29 protein-coding genes are annotated in these 25,561 nt (G+C 67.4%); 9 read left to right on the forward strand and 20 right to left on the reverse strand.

Annotated features, from left to right (window positions below):
- The first annotated feature begins 370 nt into the window (after positions 1 to 370).
- From E1261_RS04950 to E1261_RS04965, 4 genes are all read left to right on the forward strand, one after another.
- Positions 371 to 925: an ArsR/SmtB family transcription factor gene (locus E1261_RS04950; protein WP_132402541.1), complete on the forward strand. Its 555-nt coding sequence runs from the start codon at positions 371 to 373 to the stop codon at positions 923 to 925.
- 103 nt (positions 926 to 1,028) lie between these two features.
- Positions 1,029 to 2,519 carry an apolipoprotein N-acyltransferase gene (locus tag E1261_RS04955; RefSeq protein WP_132402544.1) on the forward strand — a complete coding sequence of 497 codons (1,491 nt, stop codon included), beginning with the start codon at positions 1,029 to 1,031 and terminating at the stop codon, positions 2,517 to 2,519.
- 33 nt (positions 2,520 to 2,552) lie between these two features.
- Positions 2,553 to 3,713 carry an alginate lyase family protein gene (locus E1261_RS04960; RefSeq protein ID WP_132402547.1) on the forward strand — a complete coding sequence of 387 codons (1,161 nt, stop codon included), beginning with the start codon at positions 2,553 to 2,555 and terminating at the stop codon, positions 3,711 to 3,713.
- Positions 3,710 to 4,615, forward strand: a complete 906-nt coding sequence (locus E1261_RS04965; protein WP_132402550.1) for an alpha/beta fold hydrolase — start codon at positions 3,710 to 3,712, stop codon at positions 4,613 to 4,615. The genes E1261_RS04960 and E1261_RS04965 overlap by 4 nt, the downstream gene beginning before the upstream one ends.
- Here E1261_RS04965 and E1261_RS04970 read toward each other — a convergent pair.
- On the reverse strand, positions 4,584 to 5,420 hold the full coding sequence (locus E1261_RS04970) for a LysR substrate-binding domain-containing protein (RefSeq protein WP_132402553.1): 837 nt from the start codon (positions 5,418 to 5,420) through the stop codon (positions 4,584 to 4,586). The genes E1261_RS04965 and E1261_RS04970 overlap by 32 nt on opposite strands.
- 74 nt (positions 5,421 to 5,494) lie before the next feature.
- On the opposite strand from E1261_RS04970, the gene E1261_RS04975 reads away from it, so the two are divergent.
- Entirely contained in the window at positions 5,495 to 6,955 is a 1,461-nt protein-coding gene (locus E1261_RS04975) for a ketol-acid reductoisomerase (protein WP_132402556.1), read from the forward strand.
- Positions 6,956 to 7,006: 51 nt separating this feature from the next.
- On the opposite strand, the gene glmM is transcribed toward E1261_RS04975, so the two are convergent.
- From glmM to rplM, 3 genes are read right to left on the reverse strand one after another with little or no spacing between them, the layout of a single operon-like run.
- Complete coding sequence (gene glmM / locus E1261_RS04980; protein WP_132402559.1) at positions 7,007 to 8,353, reverse strand: phosphoglucosamine mutase; 1,347 nt, start codon at positions 8,351 to 8,353, stop codon at positions 7,007 to 7,009.
- 7 nt (positions 8,354 to 8,360) lie between these two features.
- The gene (rpsI, locus tag E1261_RS04985) at positions 8,361 to 8,882 is read right to left on the reverse strand and encodes a 30S ribosomal protein S9 (protein WP_132402562.1); all 522 of its coding nucleotides are present in this window, start codon (positions 8,880 to 8,882) and stop codon (positions 8,361 to 8,363) included.
- Between the two features lie 35 nt (positions 8,883 to 8,917).
- Positions 8,918 to 9,361 (reverse strand): 50S ribosomal protein L13, encoded by a 444-nt coding sequence (gene rplM / locus E1261_RS04990; RefSeq protein ID WP_131360941.1) that lies wholly within the window; start codon positions 9,359 to 9,361, stop codon positions 8,918 to 8,920.
- 287 nt (positions 9,362 to 9,648) lie between these two features.
- Here rplM and E1261_RS04995 point away from each other — a divergent pair, with 287 nt between their 5' ends.
- Positions 9,649 to 10,935 carry a citrate synthase gene (locus E1261_RS04995; RefSeq protein ID WP_238176012.1) on the forward strand — a complete coding sequence of 429 codons (1,287 nt, stop codon included), beginning with the start codon at positions 9,649 to 9,651 and terminating at the stop codon, positions 10,933 to 10,935.
- A gap of 72 nt (positions 10,936 to 11,007) precedes the next feature.
- Here the strand turns inward: E1261_RS04995 and E1261_RS05000 are convergent, their stop codons facing one another.
- Positions 11,008 to 11,457 carry a nuclear transport factor 2 family protein gene (locus tag E1261_RS05000; protein WP_132402568.1) on the reverse strand — a complete coding sequence of 150 codons (450 nt, stop codon included), beginning with the start codon at positions 11,455 to 11,457 and terminating at the stop codon, positions 11,008 to 11,010.
- Positions 11,458 to 11,564: 107 nt separating this feature from the next.
- Between E1261_RS05000 and E1261_RS05005 the strand changes: the two genes are divergently transcribed.
- The gene (locus tag E1261_RS05005; protein ID WP_132402571.1) at positions 11,565 to 12,113 is read left to right on the forward strand and encodes a TetR/AcrR family transcriptional regulator; all 549 of its coding nucleotides are present in this window, start codon (positions 11,565 to 11,567) and stop codon (positions 12,111 to 12,113) included.
- A complete protein-coding gene (locus E1261_RS05010; RefSeq protein WP_132402574.1) occupies positions 12,110 to 13,081 on the forward strand; it encodes a glycoside hydrolase family 18 protein in 972 nt (323 codons plus the stop codon). The genes E1261_RS05005 and E1261_RS05010 overlap by 4 nt, the downstream gene beginning before the upstream one ends.
- On the opposite strand, the gene E1261_RS05015 is transcribed toward E1261_RS05010, so the two are convergent.
- The 13 genes from E1261_RS05015 to infA all read right to left on the reverse strand — a co-directional run bounded on the left by E1261_RS05015 (position 13,078) and on the right by infA (position 23,283).
- The gene (locus tag E1261_RS05015) at positions 13,078 to 14,826 is read right to left on the reverse strand and encodes a hypothetical protein (RefSeq protein WP_132402577.1); all 1,749 of its coding nucleotides are present in this window, start codon (positions 14,824 to 14,826) and stop codon (positions 13,078 to 13,080) included. The genes E1261_RS05010 and E1261_RS05015 overlap by 4 nt on opposite strands.
- 39 nt (positions 14,827 to 14,865) lie before the next feature.
- The gene (locus E1261_RS05020; protein ID WP_132402580.1) at positions 14,866 to 16,548 is read right to left on the reverse strand and encodes an ABC-F family ATP-binding cassette domain-containing protein; all 1,683 of its coding nucleotides are present in this window, start codon (positions 16,546 to 16,548) and stop codon (positions 14,866 to 14,868) included.
- A 48-nt stretch (positions 16,549 to 16,596) separates the two neighbouring features.
- On the reverse strand, positions 16,597 to 17,373 hold the full coding sequence (locus E1261_RS05025) for a hypothetical protein (protein ID WP_132402583.1): 777 nt from the start codon (positions 17,371 to 17,373) through the stop codon (positions 16,597 to 16,599).
- On the reverse strand, positions 17,366 to 17,887 hold the full coding sequence (locus E1261_RS05030; RefSeq protein WP_238176013.1) for an RNA polymerase sigma factor: 522 nt from the start codon (positions 17,885 to 17,887) through the stop codon (positions 17,366 to 17,368). Before E1261_RS05030 ends, E1261_RS05025 begins: the two co-directional genes overlap by 8 nt.
- 17 nt (positions 17,888 to 17,904) lie before the next feature.
- Positions 17,905 to 18,516, reverse strand: a complete 612-nt coding sequence (locus E1261_RS05035) for a class I SAM-dependent methyltransferase (RefSeq protein ID WP_132402589.1) — start codon at positions 18,514 to 18,516, stop codon at positions 17,905 to 17,907.
- Positions 18,509 to 19,321, reverse strand: a complete 813-nt coding sequence (gene truA / locus E1261_RS05040; protein WP_132402592.1) for a tRNA pseudouridine(38-40) synthase TruA — start codon at positions 19,319 to 19,321, stop codon at positions 18,509 to 18,511. The genes E1261_RS05035 and truA overlap by 8 nt, the downstream gene beginning before the upstream one ends.
- A gap of 66 nt (positions 19,322 to 19,387) precedes the next feature.
- A complete protein-coding gene (gene rplQ, locus E1261_RS05045; RefSeq protein WP_132402595.1) occupies positions 19,388 to 20,071 on the reverse strand; it encodes a 50S ribosomal protein L17, sunset domain variant in 684 nt (227 codons plus the stop codon).
- Positions 20,072 to 20,131: 60 nt separating this feature from the next.
- Positions 20,132 to 21,157, reverse strand: coding sequence for a DNA-directed RNA polymerase subunit alpha (locus E1261_RS05050; protein WP_132402598.1), 1,026 nt, complete (start codon positions 21,155 to 21,157; stop codon positions 20,132 to 20,134).
- A 101-nt stretch (positions 21,158 to 21,258) separates the two neighbouring features.
- Positions 21,259 to 21,867: a 30S ribosomal protein S4 gene (gene rpsD, locus E1261_RS05055; protein WP_132402601.1), complete on the reverse strand. Its 609-nt coding sequence runs from the start codon at positions 21,865 to 21,867 to the stop codon at positions 21,259 to 21,261.
- Between the two features lie 25 nt (positions 21,868 to 21,892).
- Positions 21,893 to 22,300 (reverse strand): 30S ribosomal protein S11, encoded by a 408-nt coding sequence (gene rpsK / locus E1261_RS05060; RefSeq protein WP_012923659.1) that lies wholly within the window; start codon positions 22,298 to 22,300, stop codon positions 21,893 to 21,895.
- A 53-nt stretch (positions 22,301 to 22,353) separates the two neighbouring features.
- Entirely contained in the window at positions 22,354 to 22,725 is a 372-nt protein-coding gene (gene rpsM, locus E1261_RS05065; RefSeq protein ID WP_132402604.1) for a 30S ribosomal protein S13, read from the reverse strand.
- Between the two features lie 187 nt (positions 22,726 to 22,912).
- Positions 22,913 to 23,026 (reverse strand): 50S ribosomal protein L36, encoded by a 114-nt coding sequence (rpmJ, locus tag E1261_RS05070; protein WP_008361054.1) that lies wholly within the window; start codon positions 23,024 to 23,026, stop codon positions 22,913 to 22,915.
- A gap of 35 nt (positions 23,027 to 23,061) precedes the next feature.
- Positions 23,062 to 23,283, reverse strand: a complete 222-nt coding sequence (infA, locus tag E1261_RS05075) for a translation initiation factor IF-1 (protein WP_012923661.1) — start codon at positions 23,281 to 23,283, stop codon at positions 23,062 to 23,064.
- Between the two features lie 180 nt (positions 23,284 to 23,463).
- On the opposite strand from infA, the gene E1261_RS05080 reads away from it, so the two are divergent.
- Positions 23,464 to 24,315, forward strand: coding sequence for an NAD(P)-dependent oxidoreductase (locus tag E1261_RS05080; RefSeq protein WP_132402607.1), 852 nt, complete (start codon positions 23,464 to 23,466; stop codon positions 24,313 to 24,315).
- Here the strand turns inward: E1261_RS05080 and E1261_RS05085 are convergent.
- The gene (locus E1261_RS05085) at positions 24,299 to 25,081 is read right to left on the reverse strand and encodes a hypothetical protein (RefSeq protein WP_132402610.1); all 783 of its coding nucleotides are present in this window, start codon (positions 25,079 to 25,081) and stop codon (positions 24,299 to 24,301) included. The two genes, E1261_RS05080 and E1261_RS05085, sit on opposite strands and share 17 nt — an antisense overlap.
- Entirely contained in the window at positions 25,078 to 25,524 is a 447-nt protein-coding gene (locus E1261_RS05090) for a DUF1707 SHOCT-like domain-containing protein (RefSeq protein WP_132402613.1), read from the reverse strand. Before E1261_RS05090 ends, E1261_RS05085 begins: the two co-directional genes overlap by 4 nt.
- Positions 25,525 to 25,561 lie beyond the last annotated feature (37 nt).

Consider the following 25,561-nt stretch of genomic DNA (forward strand, 5'->3'; position numbering starts at 1 on the left):
CCTCCGAGATCTACACAAGGCTATTCGTCGGCAGCGTCAGTTGTGTATAAGAGACAGCCGTCATCCCGGTCACAACGTCCGAAAATCCGAACACCAGGCGCGCGTGCGTCCTTCGGACGTTGCCGGTACGGCGCTCTGCTGCGCCCCGTGCAGGTGAGCCGGGTGTACTGCAGTCACCAACTGGGGGCTTGAACAGGAACTGGTGGGCGTGCACAGGTCATTTCCTGTTCAGACCCACCACGCGGTGTCCACGCCCCCGGCAGCTGTCCGCAGGACGCCCGCCCGTATCCAGGCCGAGCGTCGATTGAGCGGCAGGAACCAGGGTTGTCCCTGATTGCATGAGTTTTCGTGCACGGATTATCGTGTGGTTATGGATGAACCTCGGACCGCGGATCTGCGGGCGATGAAGGTGTTGGCGCACCCGATTCGTCAGCGGATCCTCAGCGAGCTGCAGCGGGGTGGTGAGGTCACGTCCACCACGTTGGCCCACAAGCTCGGTGTGACGACGGGTAACACCAGCTACAACCTTCGGGTGCTGGCTGAGCATGGCTTCGTCGAGGAGGTTCCGGGCCGAGGCAACGGCCGGGAGCGGTGGTGGCGGGGCAGTGTTCAGGATCTGCGGTTCCCGCGGCACAGCGAGCAGGGCGAGGCGATGCGGGCCGTGTTCCAGGAGTTCAACAACCTGGCGCTGGCTGAGGACGAGGAGGCGCTACACCGGTTCCTGCGACGGCGGGACGAGCTCGGCCCGTGGGCCGACGCCCTGCCGTTCTCCCGGGGCACTGTCAACGTCACGCTCGGCCAACTGGAGGAGTTCTTCGAGGAGTACATCGCGCTGCTCATGAAGTACGCGGACAGCACCAACGCCCCGGACGCACGCTCGGTCCGGGCCTACTTCCTGGCGTTCCCGGAGGTGCCGTCCGACTGAGAAAGGCTGTGGCCGCCGAGAGGCAACTCGGCGGCCACGGATTCGCACACCACGCCCGAGGGCGTGTTTCACCGCGCACGAATCATCGAAAGGACAGCAGTTCATGCTGCTCAAAAGCAAATCTTGGCCTTGGCTCCTGGTCGGCACCGCCGGCTCGCTGCTGGCGTATCACGGCCGCTGGGGGATGCCCTTGGCCGCCTGGGTCTTCGCAATCTTCCTGCTCCGCTTCACCCGGAGTACTCGAGTCCTGAGCGGCGCCGTCGGTATCTGGGTGGCCTACGTGCTCGGTGGGGCCTTCTACCTCGCCGAGTCCGGCATTGAGGTCTTCACACCGATGTTTGCGCTCATCCTGGTCTACAGCACGTTGCTGGCCGTGCCGTATCTGCTGGACCGGCTGCTGATCGCACGGCTGCCCGGTTTGGTCGGCGCACTGGTCTTTCCGACCGCCATGGTCGGAGCGGAGTACGTGCTGGGTGCGCTCAGCCCGATGGGTGTCGCGCTGAGCTCTCTGGGGACCACACAGCACGCCAACCTGCCGCTGATCCAGCTGGCATCGATCACCGGCACCTATGGCATCACCTTCATCCTGGCGTGGTTCTCCACAACTGTTCTGCACATCTGGGAACGGCGACTGCACTGGCCGGACATCCGGTTGGCCACGACCGTGCACGCCGCCGTACTGGCGCTGGTACTGGTCGGCGGCACCGTCCGGATCGCCTTCTTTGCTCCTGATGCTCAAACCGTCCGGGTGGCGACTGTCAGCCCGGCCAAGGCGGTCGACGACCGATCGAACGGACTGCTGACGCAGTACGACGATCTGGAGCGACTGACCGCCGGCGACCCTGCCGTGGTCCGGCCGGCGCTGGCGCTCGTCAGCAACGACCTGCTGAAGTCGACCGAACGTGAGGCTGCCGCCGGCGCGCAGATCGTGGTCTGGCCCGAGGCCGGCACCCTGGTCCGAGAGGCCGACCGGGACGCACTACTCCTGCAGATCGCCGCCGTAGCGCGCCAGACCGGCATCTACATCAACGCCGGACTGCTGGTGCTCACGCAGAAGGCGCCGTACTACGCACGCAACCAGGCGGTGCTCATCGACCCACGCGGCAAGGCACTGTGGACCTACGACAAGAGCAAGCCGGTGCCGGGGATGGACATGATCGAGCCGGGCGACGGCAAGGTCCCGGTGGTCGACAGTCCGGTCGGACGGATCGCCAACGTGATCTGCTTCGACGCCGACTTCCCCAGCCTGATGCGGCAACAGCCGAACGTGGACCTGATGCTGGTGCCGTCCAACGACTGGCAGGAGTTCGGCCGGACGCACACCGAGAAGGCGGCCCTGCGCGCGGTCGAGAACGGCTACTCGCTGATCCGCGCGGACAGCCGCGGCCAGGCCGGTGCGTTCGACCCACTCGGCCGCTCGGTCGGGAGCGTGGACTACTTCACCGCCGAGCAGCAGACCATGGTGGTCTCGGTACCGACCCACGGTCTCCGGACGCTCTACACCAGGATCGGGGATGTGTTCACGTGGCTCTGTCTGGCCGGCCTCGTCCTACTGACCCTGACCGCACTACGCCGCCGGGATCGAGAACGTTGACAGCCACGTAAACGGCTGACTGAATAGTCGTCCGTGCCCGTAAGAAAACTCGCTCGCCTTCTCGCCGCCACCCTCCTCGTGGCCGCCTCCTTGTCTGCCCAGCAGCCTGCGCAGGCGGCCACGTTCGAGCACCCCGGTGTGCTGGTCAGCCGCGCTCAGCTCGACTTCGTCACCGCCAACCTCGGCAAGGAACCGTGGAAGTCTGCGTGGGAAGCGCTGCAAAAGAGTCCCTCTGCGTCGCTGTCCTACACGGCCATGCCGCGCGCCGTCGTGGAATGCGGCGAGTACAGCAACCCCGACCACGGCTGCTCGGACGAGCGCGAGGACGCCAATGCGGCGTACACACACGCTCTGCGGTGGTACCTCACCAAGGACTCCCGCTACGCCGAGAAGGCGATCGAGATCATGGACGCCTGGTCAGCCGTGATCACCAAGCACACCGGGAGCAACGCGCCGCTGCAGACCGGCTTTGCCGGGGCCAACTTCTCCCGCGCCGCCGAACTCATCAAGCACACCTACACCGACTGGGCCCAGGCCCCGCGGTTCGCCGACAAGCTGCGCACCGTGTACCTGCCGACCGTGATCGCCGGAGCGCCCAACCACCAGGGCAACTGGGAACTGATCATGACCGATGCCGCCATCGGCATCGCCGTGCACCTCGACGACCGCGCCTCGTTCGACCAGGCGGTCACGACCTGGCGCGGCAGGGTGCCCGCCTACATCTACCTCGAGTCGGACGGCGCGCTGCCCAAGGCGCCACCGAACAGCGACCACAACACCAAAGCCGAGCTCATCAAGTACTGGCACGACCAGACCACGTTCGTGAACGGCCTGACCCAGGAAACCTGCCGCGACTTCGGGCACGTCGGCTGGGGGCTCGCGGCCATGTCCCACGTCGCGGAGACGGCCCGCCATCAAGGCCTGGCGCTGTTCGGCGCGGCCAAGGATCGGCTGCGCTTCGCGATGGAGTTCCACTCCCGCCTGCAATTGGGCGCCCCGAAGCCCTCGTGGCTGTGCGGCGGAGAGCCCGTCATCGGTCTGGGAGCGAACCTGGAAGTCGGCTACAACGCGCTGCACCAGCGGCTCGGCTACGACCTGCCCCAGACCACGACCTGGGTGCAGCAGAAGCGCCCGGCCGGTCTCGGGCGCTTCCTGGCCTGGGAGACCCTCACCCACGCGAACAACCCGCGATGAAGCTGACGCTCGGCGGACTGCCGCAGCACGTCGTTGTCCGGGGTTCCACCGAGAACCCGCTGCTGCTGATCCTCCACGGTGGCCCAGGGTTCGCCAGCATGCCGCTGTTCACCACCTACAACGCGGAGCTCGAGAAGGACTTCCACGTCGTGCACTGGGACCAGCGTGGCGCCGGGCGGACGTACACACCAGACACTCCGCCGGCGTCGATGACCATGGCCCAGTACGTCGCCGACGCCGTCGAGCTGATCAACTGGCTGACCAGCCGCTACGAGCAGAAGAAGGTCCACCTGCTCGGGCACTCGTGGGGCGGCCACATCGGCGCATCGGTCGCCGCGAAGCACCCCGACCGGCTGCACAGCTTCATCGGCGTCGCTCCGCTCGTCGCAGGGATCCGGAACGAGCAGGCGTCCTGTGCGTTTACGTTGCGCAAGGCAACGGAAGCCGGAGACACCGGGGCGTTGCGGATCCTGCGCGAGATCGAGTCGCGGTACTCGGGCAGCTTCCGCTACCTCGACCTGGTCGTGCAGCGCGGACTACTCGCGGAGTACGGCGGTACGACGTACCGGGACCTGGGTGCGTTGATCAACGGTGTCCCGGCCGAGCTGCGGGACGAGTACTTCGGCAGAGCGCTGGCAACGGCTCAGGAGTTCTGCTGGGAGCACCTGCTGCCAGAGCTGATGGCTGCCGATCTCAGCCGGACCGCACACACCATCGACGTACCGGTGCATCTGATCCTTGGGCGGCACGACCAGACCACTCCGTCCGAGCTGGCGGTCGAGTGGTTCGACCTGTTGTCGGCGCCGAGCAAGGAGCTGCACTGGTTCGAGGAGTCGGGGCATCTGATCCCGCACGAGGAGCCGGTGAAGTTCAACGAGCTGGTGCGTTCCATAGCGCGGTGACGAGCGGGCGGTGCAGGTCGGTACGGCGGACGCACAGTCCGATCGGAAGTGGGTCGAGCGGCGGATGGACGCGGCGCTCGACCAGTCGGCCGGAGAAGGTCGATGTGTCGAGAACCAGTCGCGGGACGATGCCGATCCCGATCCCGAGGTCGACCAGGGCCAGTAGCGCCTCATGGCCGTCCGGCTCCGCTGCAATCGACGGCCGCAACCCCCTGGCCCGGAACCACCGGAACGCTGCCTCACGCACCAGTCCGCGCGCCGGAACGACGTACGGGCCGTCTGACGGCACTCCGGGCGCACTGACCAGGATCAGGTCCGTGGTGGCGATGGTGCGGCTGACCAGGGTGCCCGGGAGGCGCGGTGGGATGCCAGCCACGGCAGCGTCGACCTCGCCCTCGTCCAAACGAGCCAGTGCCATCGCAGCGTCACCGGTGCGGATGTCCAGCCGGATCTGCGGGTGCGCAGCGTGCAGTGGCGCCAGCAGGTCCGGCAGCAGCGCCTCGCAGGCAGTGACAGTCGCGAAGATGCGCAGCTCACCGGTCAGGTCCGCCGGTACGTCGGTCCCCGCGCGGTAGTCGCTCCACAGCCCCAGCACCTGCTCCGCGTACGACGTGAATCGGCGACCGTCGGCCGTGAGCACCACTCCGCGCGGACCGCGGTCGAACAGCCTGCTCCCGGTGCGCAGCTCCAGGCGCTGGATGGTCCGGGTGAGCGTGGCGGCACTGACGTGACACTCCAAGCTGGTGCGGCCGTAGTTGAGCGTCCGGGCCAGGTGCAGGAATAGTTCGAGCTCGCGATGATCCATGTTTCACCTTTTGAAACGCCGCGGTGCAGATCTTGCGCTTGCTGCAAGAGTAGCTTCGGTTTTGACTGAAAGGCATGACCACCATCGACTCGACGGTCTTCACGACCGAGACCATGACGGTGCCCGGGGGATCCGAGACGATCCTCCGCGGCGGCCGCGACCTGTTCCCGCTGCTCCCCGCGGCCTTCCACGGCATCCAGCGGATCGGCGTCCTCGGCTGGGGCCCGCAGGGCCGCGCCCAGGCCCTCAACCTCCGCGACTCGCTCGCCGGGACCGGCATCACGGTCTCGGTCGGCCTCCGCGCCGGCTCGACCTCGGCTGACGACGCCCGCGCCAACGGGTTCACCGAGGAGGACGGGACACTCGGCGAACTGCTGAGCGTCGCGGCCGCCTCGGACCTGGTGATCCTGCTGATCGCCGACGCCGCCCTGGCCGCCCAGCACGAGACGATCTTCCAAGCGTTGAAACCCGGCGCCACGATCGGCCTGTCGCACGGCTTCCTGCTCGGCCACCTGCAGGCCACCGGCCAGGACTTCCCGCCCGGCCACCCGGTGATCGCTGTCTGTCCGAAGGGCATGGGCGATTCGGTACGGCGTCTCTACCAGCAGGGCGCGACGGTCAACGGTGCCGGGATCAACGCGAGTATCGCGGTCCACGCCGACCCGGACGGGCATGCGACCGACCGGGCACTGGCGTGGTCGGTCGCCCTCGGGTCGCCGTACACGTTCGCCACCACGTTGTCGTCCGAGTACCGCTCGGACATCGTCGGTGAACGGGCGATCCTGCTCGGCGCGGTCCACGGCCTGGTCGAGGCGCTCTACCGGTACTTCCGGCTCGAAGGGGCCGACCCGATCACGGCGTACGAGCGGTCCACCGAGGCGGTGACCGGGCCGATCGCACGGACGATCTCGGCCGCCGGACTACCCGCCGTACGGGCTGCTTTGTCCGGTGCGGACCAGGATCTGTTCGATCGTGCCTACAGCGCGACCTACCAGCCTGCTCGCGATCTGGTCGCCGAGATCTACGATGAAGTTGCCGAGGGCACCGAACTCCGCAGCGTCATCCTGGCCGAGAGCCGCCTGGCCACCCGGCCGATGACCGCGATCGCGGGCAGCGAGATGTGGTCGCACAGCGCCGAGGTGCACGCCCGCCGAGGCGCGACGACAACCATCGACCCCGTCACCGCCGGGCTCTTCGTTGCCACGATGACAGCCCAGGTGGACGAATTCGCGGCCCGCGGTCATGTCTGGTCGGAGATCGTGAACGAGTCGATCATCGAGGCCGTCGACTCACTGCTCCCCTACATGCACGCCCGCGACGTCGCCTACATGGTCGACAACTGCTCCCGCACCGCCCGCCTCGGCACCCGGCGCTGGGGCCCCCGCTTCCAGGCGGCCTACGAACAGCTAGCCCTGCCCGCCCTCGCCAACCCGGCTGACCCGAAGGCCATCGAGTCCTTCCTCCACAACCCCGTCCACGAAGCCCTCGCCGTAGCCGCCGAGCTCCGCCCCTCAGTCGACATCTCCGTCACCTGAGACAGCAGAGGGCCCGGAACACGAGAAGTGTTCCGGGCCTTAGCTACTTCTTCAGAGCTTGAGTGAAGCCGCGACCACGTCGGCGAGGGAGTGGGCGATCTCGTCGGCCGTGTCGGAGGACTCGGCCTCGACCATCACCCGGACCAACGGCTCCGTGCCCGACGGGCGCAGGAGCACCCGGCCGGTGTCGCCGAGCCGCTTGGTCGCCTCGGCGACAGCAGCCTGTACGGCGGCATCGGTGCCGGCGCGGTCCTTGTCCACGTTCTTGACGTTGACGAGGACCTGCGGCAGCCGGGTCATCACGCCGGCCAGATCGGCCAGCGTCTTCCCGGTCTGGGCGATCCTGGCCAGCAGCATGACCGCGGTCAGCGTGCCGTCACCGGTGGTGGCGTGGTCGGACAGGATCACGTGCCCGGACTGCTCACCGCCGAGCTTGTGCCCGCCGGCCTTCATCGCCTCCAGCACGTACCGGTCGCCGACCTTGGTCTGCTCGACCGCGATCCGCTCCCGGACCATCGCCTGGACGAAACCGAGGTTGCTCATCACGGTCGCGACCACGGTGTCGTTGGACAACCGGCCGCTGTCGCGCATCGACAGCGCCAGGATCGCGAGGATCTGGTCACCGTCCACCAGTTCACCGTTGGCGTCGACCGCCAGGCAGCGGTCGGCGTCGCCGTCCAGGGCGATGCCCAGGTCGGCGCGGTGCCCGATCACCTCACGCTGCAGACCCTCCAGGTGGGTGGATCCGCAGTTCAGGTTGATGTTCAGGCCGTCCGGAGCGGCGGCGTAGGTGATCACCTCGGCGCCGAGCCGGCGCAGCGCCTCCGGAGCCGTCCCGAAGGCGGCGCCGTTCGCGCAGTCGATGACGACCTTGACCCCGTCGAACCGGTTCGGCGCCGAGCGGACCAGGTGCGAGACATACGTCTCGAAACCCTGCCCGTCGTCGAGAACGCGACCGACGGCCGCGCCGGTCGGGCGCTGCCAGTCCTCGTTCATCCGGACCTCGATGGCGTCCTCGATCTTGTCGTCGAGTTTGATCCCGCCACGGGCCAGGAACTTGATGCCGTTGTCCGGCATCGCGTTGTGGCTCGCGGACAGCATCACGCCGAGATCGGCACCGGTCGCACCGGTCAGATAGGCGACGGCCGGGGTCGGCAGCACGCCGAGCCGGAACACGTCGACGCCGGCGCTGGCCAGTCCGGCCACCACAGCGGCTTCCAGGAACTCTCCACTGGCGCGTGGATCCCGCCCCACAACGGCGCGTGGCCGGTGCCCTTCGAAGGCACCGGCCTCGCCGAGTACATGAGCTGCCGCGACCGAAAGGTCGAGCGCCAGCTCTGCGGTCAGGTCCACGTTTGCCAGGCCACGGACTCCGTCCGTACCGAACAAACGCCCCATCAGGTGATCAGCGCTTGCTGTACTGAGGAGCCTTGCGGGCCTTCTTGAGACCGGCCTTCTTCCGCTCCTTGATGCGCGCGTCGCGGCTCAGCAGACCGGCCTTCTTGAGGCCAGGACGGTTCGCTTCCTCGTCGGCGGCGTTCAGGCAGCGGGCGATCCCGAGCTGCAGCGCACCGGCCTGGCCGGTGATGCCACCGCCGTTGATCCGGGCGATGACGTCGTACGAGCCCTCGAGGCCCGCGACGACGAACGGCTCGTTCACGTGCTGCTGGTGAACCTTGTTCGGGAAGTAGACGTCGATCGGCTTGCCGTTGACGGTGATGCTGCCGGTGCCGGGCACGAGGCGGACGCGGGCGACGGCCTCCTTGCGGCGGCCGGTGGCGCCGGCCGGGTTGATCACCGCGACGCGACCCGTCTCGGCACGCTGCTCCGGACTCGGGTTCGTCTCGGAGGTGTAGGCGACCGGGCCCTCGTTGTCGATGGGAACCTCGGGGTCGAACTCTGCAGTCTCGGTGGTGATGTCGCTCACGCTGAAAATCCTCGTTTACCTGGCTCGTCGATCGCTTACTGGGCGATCTGGGTGATCTCGAACGGCTTCGGCTGCTGGGCGGTGTGCGGGTGCTCCGGACCGGCGTAGACCTTCAGCTTGGTGAGCAGCTTCCGGCTGAGACGGTTCTTCGGGAGCATCCCCCAGACAGCCTTCTCGACGGCCTTGCGGGGATCCTTGTCGAGGATCTCGCCGATCGGCGTGGCCGTCAGACCACCCGGGTGACCCGAGTGGCGGTAGGCCAGCTTGTCCGTGCGCTTGGTGCCGGACAGGGCGACCTTGGAGGCGTTGATGACGACGACGAAGTCGCCGCCGTCGACGTGCGGAGCGAACGTCGGCTTGTGCTTGCCGCGCAGAAGAGTGGCGATCTGAACGGCGAGCCGACCGAGCGTCACATCGGTAGCGTCGATCACGTGCCACTCGCGAGTGACGTCCGCAGGCTTCGGGCTGTACGTGCGCACGGTCGTTGACCTTCGTTTCTCAGAGGTTGACAAAACAAGTACGTCGGCGAGCGGTCCGCCGGCGGGATTGAACCTCTTCGGGACCTGAAACGCACAACAGCAGCCCAGAATACCGGCGTACGCCACCCGGGGTCAAAGTGAGACCGAACGGGTCGGGCACCCCGGCTTGGAACGAGCTGCGGACCGCACTAGTTTAGCGGTGAAGATTGCAGTCCGAATCGCGTCCCGCCGGCTGATATACACCCTCACTCACCCGGGCGATGACGCCAGCTTCCGAAGAGGGCATCGTGACCGAACAGTCGCTCACCGTCCGGGACAACCGGACCGGCAAGGACTACGACCTTGCCATCACCGATGGCACCATCCGTGCCGCAGATCTCAAGCAGATCAGTGCATCCGACGGAGACGGTGGCCTCGCCACCTACGACCCCGGCTTCGTCAACACCGCCTCGACCCGGTCCTCGGTGACCTTCATCGACGGTGACAAGGGCATCCTGGAATACCGCGGGTACCCGATCGAGCAGCTCGCCGAGCAGTCGAACTACCTCGAGGTCGCGTACCTGCTGGTGAACGGCGCGCTGCCGAACAAGGCGGAGTACGAAGCCTGGGTGCATGACGTGACATATCACACCTTCGTGCACGAGAACCTGAAGACCTTCATGCAGGGCTTCCGGTACGACGCGCACCCGATGGGCATGCTGCTGGCCTCGGTCGGCGCCCTGTCCACGTTCTACCCGGAGTCGCGGGAGATCTTCGACGAGGAGTCCCGCGCACTCCAGATCCGCCGCCTGATCGCGAAGATGCCGACGCTGGGCGCCTTCTCGTTCCGGCACGCGCAGGGCAAGCCGTACGTCTACCCGGACAACGAGCTCAGCTACGCGGCGAACTTCCTGTCGATGCTGTTCAAGATGAGCGAGCCCAAGTACGCCGCCGACGACCGGCTGGTGCGCGCACTGGAGATCCTGTTCATCCTGCACGCCGACCACGAGCAGAACGCGTCCACCAACGCGGTCCGCGCGATCGGCTCCACCCAGGTCGACCCGTACTCCGCGGTGACCGGTGGCATCGCCGCCCTCTACGGCCCGCTGCACGGTGGCGCCAACGAGGCGGTGCTGAAGATGCTCCGCCGGATCGGCTCGGTCGACAACGTGCCGTCGTTCATCGAGGGCGTGAAGAACGGCGAAGAGCGGCTGATGGGCTTCGGCCACCGGGTCTACAAGAACTACGACCCGCGGGCCAAGATCATCAAGAAGGCCGCCGACGACGTGTTCGAGGTGACGGGGATCAACCCGCTGCTGAAGATCGCCGTCGAGCTGGAGAAGATCGCGCTCGAGGACGAGTACTTCGTCTCCCGCAAGCTCTACCCGAACGTCGACTTCTACTCGGGCCTGATCTACGAGGCCCTGCAGTTCCCGCCGGAGATGTTCACGGTGCTGTTCGCCATCCCGCGCACCTCGGGCTGGCTGGCCCAGTGGTCGGAGTCGCTCGGCGACACCGACCAGAAGATCGCCCGCCCGAAGCAGATCTACACGGGTGCCCGCGGCGTCAGCTACGTCCCGATGGGCGACCGCTGATCTAGGAGTATTGGGAACGGCCCCGGTCCGGCTTATTTGCCAGGGACCAGGGCCGTTTCTGCGCTTCTGGACCTACGACGCAGCCCCGGACCCCTCCGGTTCCCGCGTGATCTCGCCGATCCGCTCCCGTGCCTTCGCCATCGCGGCGTGGTCGACGTAGTCCCGCGACTCCACGATCTCCCCGTCGCGCACCCGCAGCACGAACACACACGGCACGCGGAACGACTCGTCGGAACCCGCCACCGTCCCGAGGTACGCGAACTCCCCCACGATCACCTCAGGGTCCTCGGTCCGGTGCACCACGACGTCCACCGCCTCGAAGCGCACCACCGGGTCCTCCTGTGCGTCCTCACCGCCACCGAAGTGCGCCCGCAGCTCGTCCCGGGACCGCAACGGCTCCGGGCGCTCCGGATGCATCGGATGCCGTACGTCGGTCTGTTCGGCGTACAGCTCGGCGAGTCCGGCGTACCGGCCGGCGGCGACGCTGTCGACCAGCCGCCGGAAGACCTCTTCAGGTGTCATCTGGGGAGTCTAAATACGGAGAGTTCACTTCGCTTACAACCAAATGGGTCCGCTGGGACGTCTCTCTTAGGGAGGCACGGGGGTTGCCACGAGGAGAGGGGTCTGGGGTGCGAGCTGATGCGCGGGACAATCGGGCGCGAATTCTGACGGCGGCGGACGAGGTGTTCGGACAGTCGCCACACGCTTCGACGGATGCGGTCGCCAAGCTGGCGGGGGTCGGTATCGCGACCGTTTTCCGGCACTTCCCGACCAAGACCGACCTGCTGGAGGCTGTGCTCACCCAGCGGCTGGAGCGGTTGCGGAACCAGGCGCTGACGCTGGCCGCCGGGGAGAACGCGGGGCGGGCGTTCTACACGTTCTTCAGCCAGGTGGTGGTGGAGTCCTCGGCCAAGCTCGCGATCGGTGACGCGCTGACGTCGGCCGGGATCGCGGCTGGTGAGGACGCCCGGAAGGCGGCCGCCGGGCTGCGGGAGGCCTTCGGTTCCCTGCTGTCCGAGGCGCAGCGCACAGGCGCCGTACGGGGTGATGCCGGCCTGCCGGAGGTCTACGCACTGCTGATCGGCGCCTCCCGGGGTGCCACTACACGCAACGTCGACCCAGAGGTCCGGAACCGGATGCTCGGCCTCGTGTACGCCGGTCTGCGCCCGGCTGCGTGAGACGCCGGCGCAGGGTCGTCCTGCTGGTTCTCCTGGTCCTCACACTGCTGATCCCGGTACCACTCGGCGCCTTCGCGCTCTCACTGCGCATCCAGTACGACGGGGAGTCGTCGGCCCGCACGCGGAACCATGACGCGTTCTGGCTCGGCCATGCCTGGGTCGACGGCCGTAAGACCGCGGCTGACGTCACCGCGCTCGCCAAGCGACTGCAGGGCACCGGCATCCGGGAGCTGTACGTGCACACCGGTCCGCTGGAACACGACGGCACGCTGGACCTGGCCAAGGTGTCACCACGCGCGCGCTGGTTCACGACCGCGATGCGGGCAGCGGCGCCCGACGTCCGGGTGCAGGCGTGGCTGGGCGACGTCGTACAGCCGGGCAAGAACCCTGGCATGGATCTCGACGACGCCGCAGTCCGGTCACAGGTGGTGGCCTCGGCGAAAGCCGTGCTGGAGCAAGGGTTTCAGGGCATCCACTACGACTTCGAGCCAGTGCGGTCCGGGTCACGCGGCTTCCTCGCCGTACTGGACGAGACGCGCGCACTAGGCGCACCGCTGTCCGTAGCGGCGCACCAGATCGATCCGCTCTGGCAACTGCACCGGATCCCGGTCGACAAGTGGTGGTCCCAGGACTACTTCCGCCAGGTCGCTGAGCGCGTCAACCAGATCGCAGTGATGTCCTACGACACAGCCATGCCGCTGGAGTCCCTGTACGGCGGCTATGTCGCCAAGCAGACCAAGCTGGCCCTGGAGGTCACCCCACCCGGCACCGACCTCCTCATGGGTCTCCCGGCGTACTGGGAAAGCAACCCGTCCCACTGGGGCCACGCAGAAACCGTCGCTGCCGCAGTCCGCGGCGCCCGCCTCGGCCTGGGCGACTCAACCCGCCAAAACTTCGGCTTGGCCATGTACGTCGATTTCACCGCCACAGACGACCACTGGACCGCATACCGCGACGGCTGGAGCTAGGCGAACCGGACCACCGCGAGAATCAACGCACCGACGACCAGGAACCCGATCTCCAGCCACAGCGCCGGCGCCGGGCGCCGCCGTACCTTCTTCTCACCCGTCGCAGCGGCCCGCAACCGGAGCGCCTCGAACACGGAGGCGACCCGTTCCACCTGATCGGTCGCCACTCCCCTGAGTACGTGCAATTCGTCATCCGTGTCGACATTCAGCCAGTTCTCGTCGACCTCGACGGCGGTGACGGAGGTCCACGGCAGGAGCTGCTCGAACCAACCGTTGCGGACCTGCAGCTGCGTTGCGGTGGCAGTCACCCGGAAGAACACCTGGACGCTCGCGAGGTGGACCAGTTCGGTGCCGAAGGCCACGATTCCGATCGCGACGATCCAGTCGTCCCAGGTGGCGAACACCGCGGCCGCGACCGGCAGCCCGACCAACAGTGCGGCGAGCGCGGGCCGCGCCCACCAGTAGCGCGGTTCCAGCGGCGCCTCCCACGGCAGCACGGGCAGGTCGGCAGCCGGCTCGATCTCGGGCTCGGGCGGCAGGTCCTGCGCGTTCGGCGGGCCGTCCACCCCGTCCGTCGACTCGCGCCACCACGGCAGCTGCCGCGGGGTTCGGAACGGCCGGGTTGCGCGGAAGACGTGCTCACCGAGCAGAACCGTCGGCCAAGCCCGCTCGGCCAGATCGCCCACCAGCAACGCCTCACCGCGGTACTGCTGCAGCCTCGCCAAGAGCTCACGCCGGTACTTCGGCGGTATCGCCTCGTTCTCTTCGTCGAGCGCGTCGAAAGCCTCCAGCAGCTCGAGGTCCGTGTCATCGTCATCCGCCTCGAGCTGGACGAATCCCAGCAGTACGGCGCCGTCCGCGGAGTACACCGCGAACCCCGACGACGCGTCCGGCTCGATCCGCACCGGCAGCCCCTGCGCCAGCCAGGCCCGCCGCGGCCGAGACCGCCGGAGCCGGGCGTCCCGCAGCGCGAACAGACCGGCCAGAACCCAGGCTCCGCCGGCCACCGTGATCCAGTGGGTGTAGTCGGCGGGTTCCGCGACCGGTCTGACCCAGTCGCCGTCTGCGGGGTCCACGAGGACAGGGATCTGCGCACCGATCTCGTAGTCGTCGTACATGGTGACGGTGTGGGTGCGGCCGTCCGGCAGCTCCAGGATGACGTCGTCTTCTTCGCCATACGCCTTCACGACGGCTGTCTGCTCCACAGCGCGCTGCAGGTGCTCCGCCTCCTGCCCGTCCTGCCAGCGCATCAGCAGCAGCGCAGCGACCCCTACCAGCACAAGTGCACCTGCAACGAGGAGGCGAGCGGTGACGCCGACCGGCGCGGCCGCGGGGACCTGCACCTGACGGCGCTGCGCCCGCCTGACCAGTGACCGCTGCTTCTGGCTGGCCGTCAGCATCCAGCAGAGCAAGGCAGCACACAGGGCGCCGTAGATCGTCCAGGCGAGCTTCGCCTCCGCGAGGTCGTCGAACCGGAGCTCGAACGCGACGAAGAGCACGCCGGCAGCGACAGCAACCATCGGCTGCCACCACAGCAGCGCAACCGACGCGAGGCAGACGATCATTACCAGCGAGAAGGTCCGGTCCGGCCCGCAGTACGCCGGGTCCTCGACCGAGCACCGCACCTCGTCACCGGCAACCATCGACACCACGATGGCCACGGCCCAGCCCACCGGCAGCAGCCAGCGGTAGAGCCAGCTGGGTACGACGCTGCCGGCCCAGCGGGCCGCCATCTCGCGTGTCATCGGAGTCCCCCTCCAGCACAGGTGGGAGAACTGTACGGCTCAGCGGGCGCGCTGCACGCGCCCCTCGTCCCAGACTGGTTCGTTGGACTCGTAGACGGTGCCGTCGGCGCCGAAGACGAGGTGGCGGTCGAAGCCGCGGGCGAACCAGCGGTCGTGGGTGACGGCGAGGACCGTGCCGTCGAAGGAGTCCAGGCCTTCTTCGAGCGCCTCGGCGGACTCGACGTCCAGGTTGTCGGTGGGCTCGTCGAGCAGCAGCAGGGTGGCACCGGACAGCTCCAGCAGCAGGATCTGGAAACGCGCCTGCTGACCACCGGAGAGGCTGTCGAAGGTTTGCTCGGCGGCGTGGGCCAGCTCGTAGCGGTCGAGCTTGCGCGAGGCCAGCTCCCGCCCCATGCCGTCACGGTGCTCGTCACCGCGGTGCAGGATCTCCAGCAACGTCTTGCCGACCAACTCCGGGTGCTCGTGGGTCTGGGCGAACCAGCCCGGCCGCACGCGCGCACCGAGCTTCACGACTCCGCTGTGAGCGACCGGTGCTATCGGAACCTCACCGATCGGCTGGTGCTCGATGTCCGGGTCGGTACCGCCATTGGCGAGCAGCCGGAGGAAGTGCGACTTCCCGGACCCGTTGGAACCCAGTACGGCGACTCGTTCGCCGTACCAGACCTCCAGATCGAAGGGCTTCATCAGGCCGGTCAGCTCCAGCCCGGTGGCCACCACTGCCCGTTTGCCGGTGCGGCCGCCGGTCAGCCGCATGCTGACCTTCTGCTCACGCGGCAGCTCCTGTGGCGGGCCAACCTCCTCGAACTTGCGCAGCCGGGTCTGTGCGGCCTTGTAGCGCGAGGCGAGGCCGTCGTTGTAGGCCGCCTTGACCTTGTACATCTGCACCAGAGCCTTGAGCTTCGCGTGCTCCTCGTCCCAGCGCCGGCGCAGCTCCTCGAACCGCTCGAAGCGGTGCTGCCGGGCCTCGTGGTACGTGCGGAAGCCACCGCCGTGCGTCCACGCGGTGTTGCCGGCCGCACCGAGCTCGACAGTGATGATCCGGGTCGCAGTGTTGGCCAGCAGCTCACGGTCGTGGCTGATGTACAGCACCGTCTTGTCGCTGGTGCGCAGTTGCTCTTCAAGCCACCGCTTCGCCGGTACGTCGAGGTAGTTGTCCGGCTCGTCCAGCATCAGCACCTGGTCCGGCCCGCGCAGTAGGGCCTCGAGCACCAGGCGCTTCTGCTCACCACCGGACAGCGTCTTCACCTCACGCCAGCGGCAGTTCTCGAACGGCACGCCGAGCGCAGACATCGTGCAGACGTCCCAGAGCACCTCTGCGTCGTACCCGCCGACCTCGCCCCAGTCGGAGATCGCCTGCGCGTACTTGAGCTGGCTCTTCTCGCTCTCGTCTTCCATCATCACCAGCTCGGCCTTCTCCAGCGTCTCGGCCGCCTGCTGGATCGCCTCCGGCGCTACACCGAGCAGGAGATCCCGCACGGTCGACGAGTCGCGGACCGAGCCGACGAACTGGCGCATCACTCCGAGACCCCCGGAGCGCGCGACACTGCCGCTGTGCGCCTTCAGGTCGCCCGCGATGATCTTGGTCAGCGTGGTCTTGCCCGAACCGTTCGCCCCGACCAGTGCGACCTTCGCACCGTCCCCCACCCGGAACGTGACGTCGTCCAGCAGCACCCGCCCGTCCGGTAGCTCGAACCCGATACCGGCGACCTCTACGTGACCCATTCCCCCAGTCTGACCGGCGGACCCGTCAGCAGGCGAACGGATATCGCATCACCAGCCCGTCAGGGCATCCAGGTAGGTGCTGCCGGCCGGCCGGACCGGACCGGTCATGAACAGCTTCAGCGGCGCCGCGAACAGACCGTAGGTGTGTGAGCCGGTGAAGAAGCCCGGAGTGTTGCAGCCGGTGTACTCCACCCAGATCTCCCGGATCCCGGCCGCTGTGGTGAACCGCAGCACGATCGCCTCACTTGGCTGAGCGGTCTGTGGCGCGCACTTGAACACGGGCAGCTGCGAGTTCATCTCGGGCAGCGGCTTGATCGCATCGACCACCTGCTGTGCGATCGCCGGACTGTACGTCTGCTGCCCGAGCAGTGCACCGCGCTTGAGGTCGTAGCGGCACGCCAGCAGCCCCGACACCGGCGTACTGACGTCAAGACCGGTCCCAGCCGGTACGGCGTTCGTCGCCGGCGCCTTGAGGATCGGATGAGCCGCCGGGCACCCCGTGTCCTGCGGCGCAATCGGCTGACTGGAAACGCCCTCCGGGGTGCGCTGTACGCCGCTGTCGGACGTTGCGCCCTTGCTGTCGCCCGCACTGCCCGCCGTCTCGGAGTTCATCGACGACGAGCCGGTCAGGTTCCACGCGCCACCGATCGCCACGACGACCAGCACCGCCGCTGCGGTCGACATCACTGCCTGTCGACGCCGCCGAACGCGCCCACGCGCAACCGCCGCCATCCGGCTGCCTGACACCTCTGTGGCATCAGCACGGTTCTGAAAGGCCGAGGCGAACTTGGGGCCGAGCTCCTGCTCAGGGTCGTGCTCAGGCATCCTCGGCTCCTTCCTTGCTCAGCGTGGTCTTCAGTGCGGCCAGTGCGCGGTGCACGTGCGATCTGGCCGTGGCCTCCGCACAGTGCAGCAGCACACCGATCTCGGCGTAGGAAAGCTCTTCGTAGAAGCGCAGTACGACAGCTGCGCGTTGTTTGTCCGGCAGCGTCGCGCACAGCGCCCAGACTTCCTCGGACTCGGCCCTGGCCGCCGCACCGTCCGGTGCGGCAGGCGCACTACGGACCGGGTCCTCAACAGGTGCCTCGCGGCGGCGGAAGCGCCGCCACCAGGAGATGTGCGCGTTCACCACCATCCGCTTCACGTAGGCCTCCGGGTCGTCGGCCCGGCTGACCCGTGCCCAGCGGGCACAGGCGGTCGTCAGGGCGTCCTGGACGGCGTCCTCGGCCAGCGTGCGGTCCCCGGTGAGCACATAGGCGAACCGCATCAGTGCGTCAGCCTTCTGACCGACCCACTGCTCGAACTCGATCGACTCCGATCGCGCCTCCGCTGCCGCCAAGGCTGCCTCCATAACCCTCAGGACGGCGCCGGACCCGCGTTCGTTGCACGCAGTACCCGGAACCCCTTGGCGCTGCCGACGCGCTCGCAGGGATAGCCCTGCTCGGTCATCCAGCGCTGCAGCGAGTCGCCACCGAGGTTCTTGCCGACCACGAACCATGCCACGCCGTCGGGCGCAAGGCGAGCAAGCCAACGCAACAACATCTTGTGCAGCTCGGGCTTGCCGATGTGGATCGCCGGATTCGACCAGATCTGGTCGAAGAGCAGGTCCGCCGGTACGTCGTCGGGCAGTGCGGTGTGCACGCGGTCCGCGACCCCGGCCGCCTTGGCGTTCTCAGCGGTCAGCTCCAGCGCCCGGTTGTTCACATCGACCGCCCACACCTCAGCACTCGACTCGACCGCCAGTGCGCAGGCAATCGGCCCGTAGCCCGTCCCCAGGTCGAGGAACGTCCCCGAGCCCGTCGGGGCGGCCACCTCACGCAGCAGAACCGCCGTACCGATGTCGAGGCGGTCTCTGGAGAACACTCCGGTCGCCGTGGTGAACGTGTAGTCCCGTCCCCAGATCCTGCCCTCGACAGTACGGCGTACGTCCGGCGAACCGGGCTCTGCCGAGAAGTAGTGGTCAGCCACGCTGGTGTACCTCTCCCCTGACCTGCCGGGCCTCCAGGGCCCGCGCAGCCAGCTCGTTGTCTGCCGGATACCGCACTTCTTCCAGTGTGAGCCCGTGCGCAGGCACTACCGCCACCGCGGAGTCCCGCACCTTGCCGGCCAGCACTCCGGCCGGCCAGTCCACCTCTCGACGCCCGTCACCCACCGGGATCATCGAACCCACCAGCGCCCGCACCATCGAGTGACAGAAGGCATCTGCGACCACAGTGCCCTCTAACAGCCCGGGTCCCGTGCGCTGCCACGAGAAGTCCAGCAGAGCTCGCACTGTGCTGGCGCCCTCCCGCTTCTTGCAGAACGCCGCGAAGTCGTGCTCGCCCAGCAGCTGACCTGCCGCCGCGTTCATCCGATCCACGTCCAGCGAGCGAGTTACCCGCAGTACATGCCCTCGCGTCAGCGGATCCCAGCCGGCCTGCTCATCGCACAGCCGGTACACATACCGGCGGGCAAGCGCAGAGAACCGCGCGTCAAAGCCCTCTGGAGCCGCCGTCACGGCCTTGACGACTACATCCGCAGGCAGGACGCCGTTGAGCGCCCTCAAGAGCCTGAACGGCTCCACAGCGCCTTCATGATCGAAGTGTGTCACCTGACCACGAGCGTGTACGCCGGTATCCGTGCGGCCGGCGCAGGTCACGGCCAGCCGCTCGGGCAACCGCAGAACCGTCTGCAGCGCGTCCTCGAGCGATCCCTGCACGGTCCGGAGACCATCCTGACGAGCCCAGCCATGAAAGGCCGTCCCGTCGTAACTGAGGTCAATCCGCCAACGCACACGCCAATCTAACGCAACAGCGCCCCCACACCGTGAGGTGCGGGGGCGCTGCCGTGATGCTGAGACTTACTTGTCGTCCTCGGTCTCGCCGGCCTTGGCGAAGCCCGCGGCGACGGCGTCTTCCTCGGTCTTGAACCAGACCTCGGCGACCGTCTGGGCGTACCACGGGGACTCGGTGGTGTGGTACTTCATCGAGTTCTCGTTGCCCTTGATGGTGAAGCCCTCCGGCGCCGAGTCGTCGGCCAGCGGTGCGGCCGAGTTCTCGAACTTGCCGGCCACAACGTCCTGGACCTTCTCGTCCTTGACCTCGTCGGCGACCTTGTCCTCGACCTTCGGCTCGGCCTTCTTGGCCGGCGCCTTCTTGGCGGTCTTCTTCGCCTTCGGCGAGTCCGACAGCGCCTCGACGAGCTCGATCTTCACCATCGGCGCGTTGTCACCCTTGCGCGGGCCGAGCTTGATGATGCGGGTGTAACCACCCGGACGGTCGGCGTACCGCTCGCCGATCTCGGTGAAGAGCACGTGCACAACGCTCTTGTCCCGGATCCGCTTCATCACCTGGCGGCGGGAGTTCAGGTCACCACGCTTCGCCTTGGTGATCATCGACTCGGCCAGCGGCTGCAGGCGCTTGGCCTTGGCCGCGGTGGTGGTGATGGCGCCGTGCTCGAACAGCGACGTCGCGAGGTTGCTGAGGATCAGCTTCTCGTGCGCCGGGCTGCCGCCCAGCCGGGCACCCTTGGTGGGGGTAGGCATCTCTTACTCCAGAAGGATTCAGGCCCCGAAAACAGAGCCCGGGGTGGGTTTCAGAACAGCTCAGTACTGCTCGGTCTCGGCGAAGCTCTCGTCGTCGTCCTCGGACTCCGTGCCGTAGGCCTCGGCGGCCGCACGCAGGTCGAAGCCGGGAGGCGAGTCCTTCAGCGACAGGCCCATCTCGGCCAGCTTCAGCTTGACCTCGTCGATCGACTTGGAGCCGAAGTTGCGGATGTCCAGCAGGTCCTGCTCGCTGCGCGAGATCAGTTCACCCACGGTGTGGATGCCCTCACGCTTGAGGCAGTTGTACGACCGGACGGTGAGCTGCAGGTCCTCGACCGGCAGGGCCAGGTCGGCGGCCATCTGCTCGTCCACCGGCGACGGGCCGATGTCGATACCCTCGGCCTCGACGTTCAGCTCGCGGGCCAGACCGAACAGCTCGACCAGCGTCTTACCGGCCGACGCGACGGCGTCGCGGGGCAGCATCGACGGCTTGGTCTCGACGTCGACCACCAGCCGGTCGAAGTCGGTGCGCTGCTCGACCCGGGTCGCCTCGACCTTGTAGGTGACCTTGAGGACCGGGGAGTAGATCGAGTCGACCGGCATCCGGCCGATCTCGGCGTCCGCGGACTTGTTCTGGATCGCGGACACGTAACCGCGGCCACGCTCCACGACCAGCTCCATCTCGAGCCGGCCCTTCTCGTTCAGGGTGGCGATCTTCAGGTCCGGGTTGTGCACCTCGACACCGGCCGGCGGCGCGATGTCCGCGGCGGTGACGTCACCGGGGCCCTGCTTGCGCAGGTACATGGTGACCGGCTCGTCGTGCTCGGAGGAGACGACCAGGTCCTTCAGGTTCAGGATCAGCTGGGTGGCGTCCTCCTTCACCCCGGCAACGGTCGAGAACTCGTGCAGGACACCGTCGACCTTGATGCTGGTGACGGCGGCGCCGGGGATCGAGGACAGCAGGGTCCGGCGGATCGAGTTACCGAGGGTGTAGCCGAAACCCGGCTCCAACGGCTCGATGACGAACCGCGAACGGTGCTCGTCGACGACCTCTTCGGTCAGGGTGGGACGCTGTGCGATAAGCAACTTCTTGTTCCTTCACTGGTTCGCGACGACCACTATTTGAGGCCGCGAGGACTGAAGAACACCGATCCGGCCGGCGGCCTGGGCCACCGGCCGGAACCGGATCAGTTCTTCGAGTAGAGCTCGACGATCAGGTGCTCGGAGACCTGGGTGTCGATCTGCTGCCGGGTCGGCAGCTGGTGGACGAGGATGCGCAGACGCTCCGGCATCACCTCGAGCCAGGCCGGAACCACACGCTCGGCGTGCGTCTCCCGGGCGATGATGAACGGCGTCGTCTCGACGGACTTGGCCTTGACATCGATGATGTCGTGGGCCGAGACGCGGTACGACGGGATGTTCACCTTGATGCCGTTCACGGTGAAGTGCCCGTGGGTCACGAGCTGACGGGCCTGCCGACGCGTCCGGGCCAGGCCCGAGCGGTAGACCACGTTGTCGAGACGGGACTCCAGGATGATCAGCAGGTTGTCACCGGTCTTGCCGGAGCGCCGCGAGGCCTCCTCGTAGTACCGGCGGAACTGCTTCTCCAGCACGCCGTACGAGAAGCGGGCCTTCTGCTTCTCGCGCAGCTGGAGCAGGTACTCGCTCTCCTTCGGACGGCCGCGGCCGTGCATACCCGGGGGGTACGGACGACGCTCGAACGCCTTGTCGCCACCGACGAGGTCGACCCCGAGACGGCGCGACTTCTTGGTCATGGGTCCGGTGTAACGGGCCATTGTTAGTTACCTGCCTCTCTCTGGGTCAGACCCGGCGCCGCTTGGGAGGGCGGCAGCCGTTGTGTGCGGTCGGGGTGACGTCCTGGATGGTGCCGACCTCGAGGCCGACGGCACCCAGCGAACGGATCGCGGTCTCACGGCCGGAGCCGGGACCCTTCACGAACACGTCGATCTTGCGCATGCCGTGCTCCATCGCGCGGCGTCCGGCGGCCTCGGCGGCCATCTGCGCGGCGAACGGGGTGGACTTGCGCGAACCCTTGAAGCCGACGGTGCCCGCGGAAGCCCACGAGATGACCGCGCCGGTCGGGTCGGTGATCGTCACGATCGTGTTGTTGAACGTGCTCTTGATGTGCGCGTGGCCGGCGGCCACGTTCTTCTTCTCCTTGCGGCGCACCTTCTTGGCGCCGGCCGCAGTGCGGCTCTTGGGAGGCATAAGTCAGTTACTCCTGGACTGAATCGGCAGCAATGGGTCGAGGGTCATCCGGGTCACTTCTTCTTCTTGCCGGCGATTGCCTTCTTGCGACCCTTACGGGTGCGGGCGTTCGTCTTGGTGCGCTGACCGCGCACCGGCAGACCGCTGCGGTGCCGGCGGCCCTGGTACGACCCGATCTCGATCTTGCGGCGGATGTCCGCGGTCACCTCACGGCGGAGGTCACCTTCGATCTGGTAGTTGCCTTCGATCCAGTCGCGAAGCTTGACCAGCTCCTCGTCGCCCAGCTCGTGGACGCGCTTGTCACCGGAGATCCCGGTGGCTTCGAGCGTCTTGAGGGCGCGGGTGCGGCCTACTCCGAAGATGTAGGTGAGTGCGACCTCGATGCGCTTGTCGCGCGGCAGGTCGACTCCTACAAGGCGTGCCATGTGGCGGTAGTCCTTTCGTCGGCAGAGGTGTGGTGGCGCGCCGCGTCCTTGCCCGCCTCGGTGACGGTCGTGCTCACCGGCAAGGCCCCGGCCTCTGTTCCGGGGGCAGCGTCCAGCGTGTTACCGGTGCTGGACGAGCGTGCGCGCTGTGGTGCGAAAGTGCCGTGCCCTGCTGAGAAAGAGCTGGTCAGCCCTGCCGCTGCTTGTGCCGCGGGTTCTCGCAGATCACCATGACCCGGCCGTGACGGCGGATCACCTTGCACTTGTCGCAGATCTTCTTGACGCTCGGATTGACCTTCATCGAGCTTCTTTCTTCGACAGGTGTTGGTGGTCGTGTTACTTGTACCGATAGACGATGCGGCCTCTGGTGAGGTCGTACGGCGACAGCTCCACAACGACCCGGTCCTCGGGGAGGATCCGGATGTAGTGCTGTCTCATCTTGCCGCTGATGTGCGCGAGCACCTTGTGCCCATTGGACAGTTCAACACGGAACATCGCGTTCGGCAGGGCCTCGACGATGGTGCCCTCGAGTTCGATAACTCCCTCTTTTTTGGGCATGTCCTCGCACTTCTGTAGACGTGACTGACTATGGCTCGAAAAGAGCCAACAACCGAGTGTACGTCAGTACCACACCCGAAACCCAATCGGGCCTCCTGAAGGGTACTTACCCATCGGGAAGTACCCAACTATTTAGTGGGTACTTGTCCGCTCCACAGCCCTGCCAGCAGGGTTGCAGCCATGAAGACACCAGTCACCGTCCTCGGCCTGGGAGCGATGGGAACCGCCCTCGCCCAGGCCTTCCTGGCCGCCGGCCACCCGACCACCGTCTGGAACCGCACCCCCGGCCGCTCCCCCGAACTCGAAGGCGCCATCCGCGCGACCACTGCCGCCGAGGCGGTCGCCGCCAGCCCGCTCGTGGTCGTCTGCCTGCTCGTCGACACCACCGTGCGCGACACCCTCGACGGCATCGATCTCACCGGCAAGGTGATCGCCAACCTCACCAACAGCACCCCCGACCAGGCTCGCGCGCTGGAAACCACGCTCACCGCGCAGGGAGCGACGTACGTCGACGGCGGAATCATGGCAGTCCCGGCGATGATCGGCCGGCCGGAGGCGTTCATCCTCTACAGCGGCGACTCCGCGGCGTTCGAACGGCACCAGGCCGATCTCGCCGTACTGGCTCGTCCGTTGTTCGTCGGGTCGGACGCCGGTCTGGCCGCGCTGCACGACATCGCGCTGCTGAGTGCGATGTACGGGATGTTCGGCGGTGCCCAGCATGCACTGGCCTTGATGCACAGCGCGAAGGTTCCGACTGTCGAGTTCACCGAGCAGCTGCTGCTCCCCTGGCTGACCGCGATGCTGGGCATGCTGCCGCAGATCGCCGCCGAGCTCGAGCAGCCACCGGTGGGGCAAGCTGCTGGATCGAACCTGGCGATGCAAGCCGCGGCGTACCACAACCTGCTCGACACGGCGGTCGGCCAAGGGATCGACCCGATGCTGCTGCGGCCGATGGGTGAACTGCTCCAGAAGGCTGTTGCCTCCGGTCACGGCGACGAGGATATGGCCGCCATGATCAGGTTGCTCGGGTAGCCGCCCACTGCTCACCCTCACGCCACAACTGCTCGGGCATCAGGTCCAGCAGGTCGCAGGCAGCGTCGAGGTGGGCGAGCGCGGTGGTGGTGTCCCGGTACGCCGGGAGGATCGCGACGAACCGGCGTCCCTCACAACTGAACCCGAACGGGGTCACGCCGGTGAGCACCTCGACCGCACGCAGGTGCAGCACGGCCTGAGCGTGGTCCTCGCGGCCGTTGAAGAGGTTGTAGTGCCCGGGCAGGCCGTCGATGTCCAGGGGCAGCGGCAGCAAACTGGCGGCCGCGATCGGTGCCAGCCCGGACGGCAGCACCTGCAACGGCGGCAGCGGGCGGTCGACCTGGAGATCGAGGAAGTCGAAGCCGAGATTGCGGCGCCGGACGCGGTGCCGGAACTCACCGGTGACGAACTCCCGGCCGCGGTGCCGTCCGGTCGTCACCTCGCCCACCTCGGCCCGCGGATCCAGGTCGAACGGCGGGAACGGCCAGCGCTGCAGCACCTCCGGACCGGCCACCGCGATCCGCCAGCCGAGCTCGCGGGCAGCCCGCGCCCATGCCTTCTGCAGCCGTACGTCGGCCGCCCGCATCGCGAGCGTGAACACCAGCAGCACCGCGAACCACCCGAGCATGAACCAGCCGACCCAGCGCGGTTCCACCAGCAGACCAACGATCACCAGCGGAATGGCGACGGCGAACCAGATCACGTAGACGAGGACGGATCCCTGCCGCAGCTGCCAGGCCAGCGCCGGCCGCAGACGCGAGGTCAACGGCGCTTTCCGAAATTGCTCATGATGATGATCGCCCACGGGATCAGCAGCCAGACCGGCCAGAAGTGCGGAAAGTGCCCGCTGGCGAGCCCGATCACGCCCCAGATCACCACGTTGATCGCCACGACGCCGGTGAAGCCACCACCCATTGCCAGCAGCCCACCGTTGCGGCGCGGCTGCACCTCCTTCGTCGGGAACTCCCCCGGCGCGGGCGCCGGCTTCTGGTCCTGGACGACGGCAGGTGTCTGGTAGGTCTTCATCGGTGGCAGGTCGCGCACCAGCGGCTCCAGCTCGCCGTACGTCTGGACGGCGTACAACTGGTCCAGGCGCGACGAGAACTCAGGCTGGTCCAGCCGCCCGTCGGCGAACGCATCACGCAACCGGCCGGCGATCTTTTCCCGGTCGGCTTCGGTGAATCGCTGATGCGGCTGGTACTGAGGCATATCTCAAGTGTGCCTCAGCCTCAGGGCCCGCGCGTCC

Origin of the sequence: Kribbella albertanoniae (assembly GCF_004348455.1) — a bacterium.
Taxonomy (GTDB): Bacteria; Actinomycetota; Actinomycetes; order Propionibacteriales; family Kribbellaceae; genus Kribbella; species Kribbella albertanoniae.